At 43.0% G+C, this 12,378-nt stretch carries 10 protein-coding genes and 2 tRNA genes; 3 read left to right on the top strand and 9 right to left on the bottom strand.

Translation table 11 applies throughout. The annotated features are described in order from the left end of the window. Positions 1 to 142 precede the first annotated feature (142 nt). On the top strand, positions 143 to 1,153 hold the full coding sequence (locus OO007_RS00565) for a hypothetical protein (protein ID WP_325807236.1): 1,011 nt from the start codon (positions 143 to 145) through the stop codon (positions 1,151 to 1,153). Positions 1,154 to 1,213: 60 nt separating this feature from the next. On the opposite strand, the gene OO007_RS00560 is transcribed toward OO007_RS00565, so the two are convergent. Next, positions 1,214 to 1,495, bottom strand: a complete 282-nt coding sequence (locus OO007_RS00560) for a peptidylprolyl isomerase (protein ID WP_131904101.1) — start codon at positions 1,493 to 1,495, stop codon at positions 1,214 to 1,216. Between the two features lie 314 nt (positions 1,496 to 1,809). On the opposite strand from OO007_RS00560, the gene OO007_RS00555 reads away from it, so the two are divergent. Together OO007_RS00555 and OO007_RS00550 are read left to right on the top strand one after the other, a co-directional pair. Beyond that, positions 1,810 to 1,901, top strand: a tRNA-Ser gene (locus tag OO007_RS00555). A 113-nt stretch (positions 1,902 to 2,014) separates the two neighbouring features. Next, positions 2,015 to 2,091, top strand: a tRNA-Arg gene (locus OO007_RS00550). 505 nt (positions 2,092 to 2,596) lie between these two features. Here OO007_RS00550 and hypE read toward each other — a convergent pair. The 8 genes from hypE to OO007_RS00510 all read right to left on the bottom strand — a co-directional run bounded on the left by hypE (position 2,597) and on the right by OO007_RS00510 (position 12,347). Next, complete coding sequence (gene hypE / locus OO007_RS00545) at positions 2,597 to 3,655, bottom strand: hydrogenase expression/formation protein HypE (RefSeq protein ID WP_325807234.1); 1,059 nt, start codon at positions 3,653 to 3,655, stop codon at positions 2,597 to 2,599. Further along, positions 3,652 to 4,785 (bottom strand): hydrogenase formation protein HypD, encoded by a 1,134-nt coding sequence (hypD, locus tag OO007_RS00540; RefSeq protein ID WP_325807233.1) that lies wholly within the window; start codon positions 4,783 to 4,785, stop codon positions 3,652 to 3,654. Before hypD ends, hypE begins: the two co-directional genes overlap by 4 nt. Then, positions 4,782 to 5,483 carry a D-sedoheptulose-7-phosphate isomerase gene (locus OO007_RS00535; protein WP_325807232.1) on the bottom strand — a complete coding sequence of 234 codons (702 nt, stop codon included), beginning with the start codon at positions 5,481 to 5,483 and terminating at the stop codon, positions 4,782 to 4,784. The genes hypD and OO007_RS00535 overlap by 4 nt, the downstream gene beginning before the upstream one ends. Positions 5,484 to 5,599: 116 nt before the next feature. After that, positions 5,600 to 5,875 carry a HypC/HybG/HupF family hydrogenase formation chaperone gene (locus OO007_RS00530; RefSeq protein ID WP_325807231.1) on the bottom strand — a complete coding sequence of 92 codons (276 nt, stop codon included), beginning with the start codon at positions 5,873 to 5,875 and terminating at the stop codon, positions 5,600 to 5,602. Continuing rightward, positions 5,866 to 8,400: a carbamoyltransferase HypF gene (hypF, locus tag OO007_RS00525; RefSeq protein WP_325807230.1), complete on the bottom strand. Its 2,535-nt coding sequence runs from the start codon at positions 8,398 to 8,400 to the stop codon at positions 5,866 to 5,868. Before hypF ends, OO007_RS00530 begins: the two co-directional genes overlap by 10 nt. 131 nt (positions 8,401 to 8,531) lie before the next feature. After that, entirely contained in the window at positions 8,532 to 9,977 is a 1,446-nt protein-coding gene (locus OO007_RS00520; protein WP_325807228.1) for a nickel-dependent hydrogenase large subunit, read from the bottom strand. After that, positions 9,974 to 10,963 (bottom strand): HupU protein, encoded by a 990-nt coding sequence (locus OO007_RS00515; RefSeq protein WP_325807227.1) that lies wholly within the window; start codon positions 10,961 to 10,963, stop codon positions 9,974 to 9,976. Before OO007_RS00515 ends, OO007_RS00520 begins: the two co-directional genes overlap by 4 nt. Further along, entirely contained in the window at positions 10,956 to 12,347 is a 1,392-nt protein-coding gene (locus OO007_RS00510; protein ID WP_325807226.1) for an ATP-binding protein, read from the bottom strand. The genes OO007_RS00515 and OO007_RS00510 overlap by 8 nt, the downstream gene beginning before the upstream one ends. Between the last annotated feature and the right edge of the window lie 31 nt (positions 12,348 to 12,378).

Genomic DNA, 12,378 nt, shown 5'->3' with positions numbered 1-12,378 from the left:
CCATTCGTCGTGACTTTCTCGACTGGGTTTTTCATTCGTATATTATGTACCATAGTTAGACCAGTGAACCACTTTACTAGCCATAATTACATTGGCTGTAAAAGTAGCTCCAAAAATAATAATAATAAAACATGGTAACTCTATGAAAGTTAAAGCCTTTAGTGCAGTAGCTGCGGCGTCCCTATTGGGATTGTCAGCTTGTAGTCAGCAATCTGCAGCACCCCAGAACACAGCTAATTCTTCAAAGACATATTATGTCCAAACCCCCAAACATACACCGAAACCTCAACAGGTAGTTTTTCAACAACAGAGAAGAGCGCCTACCTACAAGCAGAGCGTATCTCAGCAACAAGTAAGACGTCCTGTTGTGCAACAGCCACGAGTTGTTGCAAGACCTGCTCAACCTTCGCCAGATGCGCGTCAGCAAGCAGAGTTATCAGAACTCTATGGTATTGGTGACCAAATATTCAAAAATGAAACAGGCGGACGTATCGATCAGCTCGTGCATTGGAATTTAAGAGAAGATTTCGCGGCAATGGGGATAGGTCATTTCACCTGGTATCCATCGGGTCGAAGCCAAAGATTTGGTAATACATTTCCGGGACTGCTAGATTATTTGCAGAAAAACGGTGTGCAACTTCCAGCATGGGTTCAAAGAGCACGATTTGAAGGAGCTCCTTGGAGAAATAGAGAGCAATTAATGGCTGCTAAAAACAGTCCTGAAATCAAACAATTTTCACAACTTTTATACAACACGCGCCACTTGCAAGCCAAATATATTATGGATCGTGCAATGCGTGCCATGCCTAAGCTCGTTAAAAATACACCTCAGCATTTACGAGGACAAGTTGCGAATAACTTGAACGCTGTAGCAAATTCGAGAGGTGGAAGGTATGTGCTTGTTGATTATGTAAATTTCAAAGGTGAAGGCCTAAACAGAAGTGGCGGCTATAAAGGCCAAAACTGGGGCTTATTGCAAGTACTTGAAGAAATGCGTCCAGTTAACCCGGGACAGCAAGCGCTTAATGAATTTGCAGATGCCTCGATGAGAGTGTTAGAGCGTCGAGTAAGAAATTCTAATCCAAGTAGAAATGAAAAGAAGTGGTTGCCTGGTTGGAGAAACAGAACGAATACATATCGCAATCCGATCTAGACAAAATTTAGACATAAAAAAAGCCCTGATCATCAGGGCTTTTTTTATGTGCTTTTGTAATTAGTCTGTGCGACTTGTTACTTCAAGTAAGTGATATCCAAACTGTGTTTTAACAGGGCCTTGTACCGTGTTAACTGGCGCGCTGAATACAACTTTATCAAACTCAGGAACCATCTGGCCTGGGCCAAAAGAACCTAAATCACCACCCTGTGCTTTTGAAGGGCAGCTCGAATGTTGTTGAGCGATTGCACCGAAATCGGCACCTTCTTCAATTTGTTTTTTCAATTCGTTGCACTTTTCTTCAGTATCAACGAGTAAATGACGAGCGCTGGCTTGTGCCATGGTATTCTCCTAATAGAATAAATTCGGAATGGATTATATATAAGAAAAGGTTTCTTGCGGGTAAAAATCTACTTTTCGTGTGGTTATCACAATTTTTTGAAGTGTTGGAGAGAAAAGTAGCGTTAGATATTGTGATTAATAATAATGAAGAAGAAAAATTTAGTCCGTTTTTATATAAAAAATAAGCCACCCCCCGACTTTGGGGCTGTTTTTTGAATAAACCTAAAATTGTATGTGTTTTTTTGAAATTCAGACTTTACCTTAGTCTCTAGCACAGGTATTCTTGCGCTTCGTAAAAAAACACGATTGAAATTGGAGAAGTGGCCGAGTGGCCGAAGGCGCTCCCCTGCTAAGGGAGTATCTGGTTTATCCCGGATCGAGGGTTCGAATCCCTCCTTCTCCGCCATTTTAATTGCGTTAAGTCGTATTAATTTGCAAACTTTATAACAAGAGATTATCTATCACTTGACTTGTAAAGTTTAAAAAAGCAGAATACGCATCCTTGATTTATCAAGACCTGCGCTGGTAGCTCAGTTGGATAGAGTATCTGGCTACGAACCAGAGGGTCGGGGGTTCGAATCCTCCCCAGCGCGCCATATTACGTATATAAAGCAGCTATTTAGGTTTACATAACCTCTAGCTGCTTTTTTATGTCCGACATTTTTCCCTGTAGGCTTTAGATCTGAGCTTGCTTCTTCTGGATCACCAGTAATTTAAATGCATTAGCTATCCTCTGTCTCGTTTTGAGAGAAGTGATTAGCGATGACTCTATTTTGTGCTTAGAAAGTTATCTTCTAGTTTTGTGAATTTGACGAATATGGGAAGATCTGTTCGTTTTTGGGTTTTGCCACGTGCGGCATTATTAAGGTCTTGACGGGATTTTCTATGTCAAAGGATAACAGATGTGGGGTGTAAAATTGTAAGCGTCTCTAAAGTACTCTGAGAGACGCTATTCAAGCTAATCTAGGCATATTATGGTTTTTCATTGTGGAATCAGGGATAACAAATGCATTATATTTGTTTGTTGCGGATTCTAATCTTCGTTTTAGATTGAACTGATTCGGTATCTGTCCAGATTTTTAATTAATTGTCTGTAATTAGCTAGCAAATTCTGGGCAATTGTTCTCCAATTAACATATCAATAATTCGATTTCCCCCAAAGCCTGTTTCTAGAATGACTTTCCCTTGAGGAGATTCTTCCACAGCGCCAATAATACAGCTGTCTTTCCCAATAGGGTGTTTTTGCATGGCAGCTAATAAAGATTCCGAATCCTCTTTTGAGACTATTGCAATAAGCTTTCCTTCGTTGGCTAAATAGAGTGGGTCTAGTCCTAAAATTTCACAAACACCGCGTACTTCTTCTCTGACAGGGATTTTGGTGTTATCTAGTTGTATCGCAACCTCACTGCTACTGGCAAATTCATTGAGCACGGTGGCTAATCCGCCTCGTGTAGCATCACGCATGCAGTGGATGTCGGGGCACACTTTTAGCATTTCGGTGATTAGACCGTTGAGTGGTTGGCAGTCGGTTACGGTACTAATTTCTAAAGCTAACTCGCCACGTGCGTCGACGATAGCCGCACCGTGATCACCGACGAAACCGTTTATGATGACGACGTCACCGGCTTGTGCACGGTTAGCCTGAATGTTGCTGGTTTCAGGTATTACACCAACACCTGCAGTATTGATGAATAACTTATCTGCGGCACCTCTGGGGACGACTTTTGTGTCGCCTGTAACGATGCGAACACCTGCAGAATCTGCGGTAGATTTCATGGATGCCACGATGCGTTGTAGGTCATCTATAGGGAAGCCTTCTTCGATAATCATGCCACAGGTGAGGTATAGCGGTGTTGCTCCACCAACGGCTAGATCATTGACCGTACCGGTTACTGCGAGCTTACCAATGTCTCCCCCGGGAAAAAATAGTGGGTCAACTACATAGCAGTCAGTGGTCATTGCCAAACGATTGCCGAGTTTGTTTAGATTGCTTAGATCAAAGCGTGCCTGATCTTCTAATAGCGTTAATTCTGGGCTATCAAAGCCTGCTACAAATATTTCATCGATAAGATCGCGCATGGCTTTTCCGCCAGCGCCGTGGGCCAGTGTTATATTTTTGCCTCTAAACTTTGTTTTGGGTAGGTTTTCTAAATCAATCATGCGATTTTCTTCTCGTAGCCATTCTTGTAATAAGCCGCACAAGCCCCTTCGGATGAGACCATCAATGCACCCATAGGGTTTTCAGGGTTGCACTTTGTGCCGAAAATTTTACAGTCCCAAGGTTTAATAACACCTTTGACTACCTCGCCGCACTGGCACGATTTAGGGTCGGCAATTTTTAAATTAGGCACTGAGAATTTCTGTTCTGCGTCATAAGCGGTATATTCTTTTTTCATTCGAACCCCTGAATGATCGATCGAACCTAAGCCGCGCCATTCAAAGAATTCTCGGACTTCAAATACTTTGCTTATCGCTTCAAGTGCAGGGGTGTTGCCTTCTGCTGGTACGATGCGTGTGTATTGGTTTTCAACTTCGCTGCGATCTTCATTTATCTGTTTGAGTAGCATCCACATTGAATGCAAAATATCCAAAGGCTCAAAACCGGTTATGACTAAAGGTTTGTGATAATCCTTGGCAATGAAATCAAAGGGGCGTTCGCCAATCACCATCGCCACATGACCAGGTGCTAAAAAACCATCCAGTTGCATATCTGGCGAATCGAGCACTGCTTTTATGGTGGGAACTGTTGTGATGTGGTTGCAGAATAATGAGAAGTTTTTAATACCTTCACGCTCTGCCTGTAATACTGTGAGCGCTGTGCTGGGCATGGTGGTTTCAAAGCCTAGTCCAAAGAAAATAACTTCGCGATCAGGATTTTTACGTGCAAGGTTAAGTGCATCCATAGGTGAGTATGTCATCCGTATATCTGCGCCATCTGCCTTTGCTTGTAGTAAGCTTTTCTTTGATCCCGGTACGCGCATCGCATCACCGAAGGTGGTGAAAATCACCTCTGGTCGTTCGGCTAATGTCACACAATCATCAACACGTCCCATGGGGAGGACGCATACAGGGCAACCTGGGCCATGCACCATTTCGATATTATCTGGCAGCATTTGTTCGATGCCATAACGAAAAATGGTATGGGTGTGACCGCCGCAAAATTCCATGATCTGCAGTGGTCTGGATTGGTTTATTCCCTGTTTATTTTCCAGTTTTTTTGCTAGTCGATGGATTTCTTTGGTTAATGTTTTTGCTTTTTCCGTATCACGGAATTCATCTACAAATTTCATTTTAAATCCTCTTCTTGAGAAACTAGTCCGCGGCTATCTGCTAATAAGGTGTGCACTAAATCCCAAATAATGTGATAGCAGGCGACATGAACTTCTTGGGTGCGATGAATTGAGTCACTTTCCACGATTAGACAATGATCGACTTGACCGCTGCTTTTCATGTCGCCTCCATCGCCACCTGCCAAGCCTAATGTGACTAGCTTCATTTCTTTCGCTCTATGATAGGCTGCCAGTAAATTCTCAGAGCAACCACTGGTAGAAAACCCGATAAAACCATCGCCTTCGCGTGCATGAGCATCTAATTGACGAACAAAAATATGTGAGTAACCCACGTCGTTAGCAACCGCAGAATTCATGGCGGTATCGGCGAGTAAATCCATTGCTGGTAAAGCAGGGCGACCCGCTGTTACAGGGTGTTGAAACTCAACGCAAAAGTGCGCCGCATCACAGCTCGAGCCGCCATTTCCAGCGGCATACATGCGGCCACCATTTTGATATACCGTTGCGATGGCTCGCGCTGCTTCAAGTAATGCCTCTGCATTTTTTGAAAAAAACTGCTGTTTGGCTTTAATGCTTTCTTCTGATTTTTGTTTGATGGATTCTAATAGGCCCGCAGTATCTTGTTCAGCATTTTTCTCTTTATTGTGTAAAAAAGGGTAGAGGTCCGATAAATGTTGTTTATTGTCATTCTCAGGCATTGAAAGTACCTAGAGATAGACTTAAAAGTACACCCCCCCACTTATGAGCCTTTTTTTGTGTATATTGGGCGCTTTCGTTATCGTTTTGTTTGTTTGTGAGTTTTCTTGTGGTCATTTTAAGCACTGTTTTGCATGGCGCTAAGTTCTTCTTCAACTTCACCAAGCTCCTCTAATATTTGCAAGGTTCGAGCTGCTTCGTCTTCATCAATACGGCTCATAGCAAAACCCACATGCACCAGTACCCAGTCTCCTACACATTTTTCAGGTGGGTGTGCATCATCAATAATACAGGCGATATTGATTTCTCGTTTGATGCCAGAAACATCAACTTTAGCGAGCAATTTTTCGCTATCGGTAATTTCTGTTATTTGGCCCGGTATACCTAAGCACATAGATTTGACCTCGCGTTGCCTGTTTGTTTGTTGGTATTCTTTTCAGATAGTATTCTTGCTGCAGTGATTACTGCCTGTCCTAATGCAATGCCACCATCATTGGCGGGTACATGGCGATGTACTAAAACAGAAAAATCTTGTTTTTCTAACTCCTGTTTTACATCTTCAAATAGAGTTTTGTTTTGAAAAACACCGCCCGATAGGGCGATAGTTTGTATATTGTTGTCTGCGGCTAATCTTATTGCCATTGTTTGAATCGCAATAGATAAGCCTTTGTGGAATCGAGCAGATATTAATCCTCTAGGAGTTGATAAGGATAAGTCGTTTAATAGTCCTTTCCACATGGGTGTTGGGTCTAGCTCGTTTTTGGTGTCGAATAGATAAGCTGATGTTTGAGAGTCTAGCCAGTCTGATTCTGTAATGGAGCTTTCCAGTTCTATTGCAGCTTGTCCTTCGTATTGAATTTGCTCCTGACAAATGCCTATTGCACCTGCAACTGCATCAAATAGACGACCTGCGGATGAAGCTTGTGGGCAATTCAATCCTTTATTCATCATGGCATCAAAAGTAGCAAGCGGCTTGGTTGATAAGTTTTTTACCAGCTCTAAGTCAGGGTGATTTTTTACTACCCAATCCCAGCCATTCCCATTATTTAGGCAAGTTTGTAAATGAGCATAGGTATTCCGCCAAGGTTGTTTCATTGCGATTGAGCCGCCTAGTAAAGCAACGGCTTTAAAGTGTGCAAGGCGTTGGCTTTGCTGGTAATCAGCTAATAAGAATTCACCACCCCAAAGCTGTATGTCATTGTTATCACCACTCCCATAACCTAATCCATCCAGTGCAATGCCTAGAACAGTTGATCCATTTAGTGGGTATAGATTGTCCGCAAGACAAGAAGCGATATGTGCATGGTGATGCTGAATACGATGGAGTGTGATATTTCTCTCTTCTGCAAGCTCAAGTCCTGCTTTATTGGAGATGTATTCAGGGTGTGAATCTACCGCGATATGTTTGGCATTGTGTTGGAATAGGTTCTCATATAAAGACAGATTGTGGCGATAGTCTTCATAAGTTTTGTAGTTTTCTAAATCTCCCATGTGTTGGGATAAAATTGCCTGTCCGTTTTTAATCAGGCAGAAGGTGTTTTTTAATTCGCCCCCCATCGCTAGAATGTCATCAGCTTTTTCAAAATCTTTTGGTAACGGCAAAGATTCAGGGGCATAACCTCTGGCGCGGCGATAAAATTGAGGCTTGCCTGCCATGATGCGAACGACTGAGTCATCAACCCGACTTTCAATCTTGCGGTTATGCAGTAAATAGTAATCTGCAATATCGCTCAGTGTTTTGTGTGCGTGGTTGTTATCAATGCACTGTGGTTCGTGACTGGGATTTGCAGAGGTTAAAACAATCGGTGTGTTTAATGCATTAAGTAATAAATGATGTATCGGGCTGTATGGCAACATTACGCCAAGTGTTTTTTGTCCAGGCGCCAGATCATTCGAGAGTTGTGATGTGTTTTTTATGCTATCACTGCGCCTCTTTAGTATAACAATAGGGGCAGCAGGGCTAGTTAGTAAATTTCTCTCTTTCTCACTTACGTAGCAATACTGCTCAATCATTGATATGTCTTTTGTCATGATGGCGAAAGGTTTGTGTGGGCGTTTTTTTCTAATTCGGAGCTTTTGTATTGCGCTTTCTCCATTCCCGTCATCACAGGCGCAAGCGGCTAAGTGAATGCCCCCAATCCCTTTGATTGCAACTATTGCTTTATTCCGTATGCATAAAGCTGCTTTGGTGATAGGTATGTCATTGATGGGGTCTTTGAAATGCTCTTTTTTGTATGAGCCGGAAACTAACTTTCCATTATTGTCTTCAAGCCAGACGTGTGGGCCACAATTTGGGCAGGCGTTAGGTTGGGCGTGAAATCGACGATCTGCAGGAGAGTTATATTCGTGCAAACAGGATGGGCACATCTCAAATTCATCCATACTTGTTTGAGCACGATCATAAGGAATCCCGCGAATAATGCTTAGTCTAGGGCCGCAATGAGTGCAGTTAGTGAAAGGATATCCTTTGCGATGGTTTTCTTTGGTTTTTTTCTTCGGGGTGTTATCAAGGGTGTTATTAAAATTGTTATCAAAGATATCGCTCAGACAAGCATCGCAAGTCGCCGCATCTGCGGTAATGCCTGTGTTCGCATTAGACTGGTTAGACTCAATGATTTCAAAGCTAGAAGCCGTATTTTGACTATTATCGCCAATATATTCATTGCGTTCCCGTTCAATGCTGTCAATGCGAGCCAGTGTTGGCTTTTCTTTGCTTAAACAATTAATAAATGCATCGATAGATAAAGACTGACCTTGTAGTTTAATTAGTACGCCATCACCATCATTACTTACACATCCGCAAAGCCCTAATTGCTGTGCTATCTTCCAAACCGTAGGACGAAAACCTACACCCTGAACAATGCCGCGAACACGTATCGTTTCAGCATGTTTGGTTGAGGTTTTGGGGAGGAGAGTCACTTTTACATTTTTCTCGTATCTGTATTTATGTAATATAATATTACGTTTTAATGATAAAGTGTAATAAAACTATCCGATATTTTAGTTTTATGCAAATAAGAAGCGGACTAGGTCGTGAATATACAAATCAATCAGTGAACCGTGCATACCATGCAGGGATCGAATGATCTGACTACGTGTTGAATAGCAACGCTTCCATTTCCTTCATCATCAACTTCTGTTCCAATCAGAGCCTGTTCTAAAGCTCCTGCAATATCATCTTTATCTCTTGGTGAGAAATTCCACGTTGTGGGGGCTATGATCTGATAATTTAAAATTCTGCCGTTTCGAACTCTTATCCAGTGCCCTAAACTTCCGCGTGCGGCTTCTATGATGCCTTGTCCTTCAGCTTCATCTGGCAGTTTGCTAATAATTTGAAATGGTTCTTCAGGGTTAATTTGTCTTACCCACTTTTCCATTTCTGGGACAATTCTCGCAAGTTCTAGAAGCCTTGCAATAACCCGGTTTCGAACATTGCTTTGGCTATTTTTTGCCAGGTCGAGTGCTAACGGGTGCTGTGCGATAGTTTGCCGAGCGTGCGCGCCGACTTCGATAACTTGCTCATTGTATCTTGGAGCTTTGCACCAGCTATAACCATCAGCTTGATCTGGGTCAGGCAATGTGTTGCCTTGATAGGGGTGTTTAGCTCCATTTTGAGAGAGCATCCAGCTGCTGGATATGTCTTCTTTGATTAGGTTGGTATCCAGCTCACTGAGCTCACCATTCGCCCAGAGTCCCTGTGGTAAGAATGAGTTGTCTTCATGCGTATAAACGCCATAACTCATAAACTTTGCATCGATTTTTCCGAGTTTGTGCAGATCTAAATCTTCGGCTATCTGTAAAAACTCGGCAAAGTCCGCTTGTGGGTGGTTTTCCATCCATGTTTTGAGTGAGTCATCCGTTTCAAGTTGGATAATGTTTTCTAGAGTGTCTGCAAAAAGTTGAGTTTCCAGAAACTCACGGAAACTGGTTAATATTCCCAAAAGTTGTATTTTATCTGATGCGCTGACAGAGGTGGTTGTTCCGCCGGGTTGAATGCTAAGTGTGTGCGGCCATTTGCCTGCAAGTATTCCTGTGATGTGCATAAATTCAGCGCGGGCTTTTAGCATGGTGGGTGTTGCGGTGCCTGTTTGGGCGCGAAAGCGGTTAGAGATGTTTTTATGCCACGATTTATTTTGATAGCTGTCTCTGGCGAAGTCGGGCATAAAAAACAGATAAAAGTGCGTCAAATGATCAGCAATATTTTCACAGGCAAGAATAAGGTTTGAAACTAATTGGCCATTACTAGGTGGTGTGATGTTTTGTATTTGTGCGAGGGCGCTTGCGCAAGCAATGGATTGCGAGACAGAGCAGATGCCACAGATGCGCGGTGTATAGGTGAGCGCATCCATTGGTGGTTTGCCTTGCAGGATTTGTTCGAAGCCACGATAAAGTGGAGAGTTCACCCATGCCTTGGTCACGATGCCATCAGCGATTTCTACTTCGACTTCAAGGTCGCCTTCAACACGGTTGAAAGGTCCTAAGATTTTGCGCGTCATGGTGTCTTATTTCCTGGTGGGGTAATAATTGTACTGGCGGTGGCGTTATCTTTTAGACGTTTGGGAGTGGCTGCTTTTGAAAGAGAAGAAAGTGCAACAAACCATGCTTTTGGCATATCGGTAGGTAGACCGATGGGAATGCCTGCGATTTTAGGTGTTTCGGTAAAGTTTAGTCTTGGTTCTTCAAATTCTGGGGCGGTGCAATTGATGCATGGGTAGCCACCATTAAGGCAAGAGCCTTTTCCATTCCATGGACGGATATTACAATCGGCACGAGCTTGCGTGCCTAAACAGCCCTTGTGTTCCATAAAGCAACCTATGTCACCGAGTTCTTCCGCGCTTGCTTTGTATTCATAATACTCGCTACGACCACAGCCATGGTGTACAAGGTGATCGGTGTAAGCGCGTGGACGGTTGAGTTCATCGAGATGGTTGAGTTTTAAGTCACCCATAGCTAATTGGCTCAGAACATCTGTCACCCAGTCGGGATGAGTGGGGCAACCTGCCACATTAATGACAGGAAATTGGCTTGCTGTTCGCCATTCGGCTCCAAGTAAACCGCCGGCTTTTTTGCCGTCATATTGTAATCCGCAGGCTTCACCAGGGTTATTTCCGGCAGCCGTGATACCGCCAAAAGCAGCGCATGAGCCAATCGCTAATGTGTAATGTGCTTTTTCTGCTAATTCTTGCAGCCATGTCATCATGGGTTTACCAGTGCCGGCTAGCATGTGGAATTTGCCGGTGCCATTTGGACCCTGCATGACAGAACCTTCAAGGCAAAGCGCGTCGAGTTGGATTTTGTCTGACAGTATATCGTCAAGAATATTAATAAACTCATCAGCCGAGGCTTCGCTTAATGATGGGTGCCAAAGCATATTGATTTGAGCGCTTTTGAATCGAGTGATTAAGTTGGGGGATTCTGCATTGAGCAATGATAAGCTGCAGCCTCCGCACCCTCCTGATTGTAACCATAAGACATTAAACATTGGTAGTATGTGTTGTTGTGGATAAAGGTTCATGATTTAACGGAAGGGATAAGGTGAACATGGCACCTCCATCAGGGTGGTTGTCGACCTTTAAGCTTCCATTGCACTGTTCGGTTGCAAGTCCATAGCTAATATATAAACCAAGCCCGGTTCCTTTGCCAACAGGTTTGGTAGTGAAGAAAGGGTCAAAAATACTTAATAGGTGTTTATCAGAAATGCCTTTGCCATTGTCTCGGCAAATAATGTCTACCTCATTCTTTTTTTCGATAAGAGTGATTTCTAGAGTCGGGTCCGAACATTCTTCAAGGGCATCTAATGCATTTTGCAAAAGGTTTATTAATATTTGATGTATATAGCCTTCGTTAGCGGTGATCTCTAAGGTTTCTGGTAGTTCTGTAATGAGTTTTGGCTTGGTGCGCGCGGAGTGAGTTACCCAGTGAATAGAACTTTTTATAAGGTCTACCAGGTCGAAACGTTCTAAGGTGTTTAGCTTAGGGGTTGAGAAGCGACGTAGTTCCTGAACAATTGTTTTTACTCTGGTAGAGCCTTCGAGCGAGCCCTCTAAAAGTGGTTTTACATCATCCAGAATGCGGTCAATTTTAAGTTCGGCTCGTAACTTGTCGCGCTCCTCGATGCTGATGTTTTTGTGAACCGCCTTGAGGTATTTACTAAAGCGTACTTCGTAATTTTGCAAGGCATACATGTTGCCAAATACAAAGCTGATTGGATTGTTTAATTCATGTGCTACGCCTGCAACTAGTCTACCTAAAGATGCCATTTTTTCAGACTGTATCAATTGTTGCTGGGTTGCTTTTAAAGCTTCGTGGGTCTCTTTCAGTTCGCGGTATGCTTTACGAATTTCATATAAAGGCCTGCCGGTTAATACTGAGCCGAGCAGTCTACCTTCGTTGTCATAATGTGCTTTACAGATGACGGCCATTGGCACAGATTCTTTGTTGGCATTGAGCATGTCGATTTCACAATCAACCAGATTACCTGAGCGAATCTTTTCTGGGAATTCATCAACTTGCGTGATCGCAGATTCAGGGAAAAGAATATTCAAAGGTTTATTGCAGAGCTGTTGGCTATTTTTTCCTGTCAGTTTTTCAAGGGCAAGATTGGCGCGTTGAATGTTTCCATTGATATCTGTAACCACTAATACATCGTGCATGGATGATAGAACGCTTTCAATAAATTGTTGGGTTTGTTCTAGTTCTGAATTTTTTTCTTCTAGTGCAACTTGGGAATTTACAAGGTCGGCATAGATAGCATCCATTCGCTGGATGACTTCTATCCATGCATCATCTGCCATCGCTGGGCTTAGTTGTTGTGCATCAGGAACCTGTTCTGTTAGAGAGTGGTGGGGAATTATTTGTGATGCCATAGTCGTTTTATGGTTCCTAATTCTCTTAAAA

Origin of the sequence: Cocleimonas sp. KMM 6892, assembly GCF_035798195.1 — a bacterium.
GTDB classification, from domain to species: Bacteria; Pseudomonadota; Gammaproteobacteria; order Thiotrichales; family Thiotrichaceae; genus Cocleimonas; species Cocleimonas flava.
Note: the sequence above shows the minus strand (reverse complement) of the source record. Positions and strands in the feature narration are given on the sequence as shown.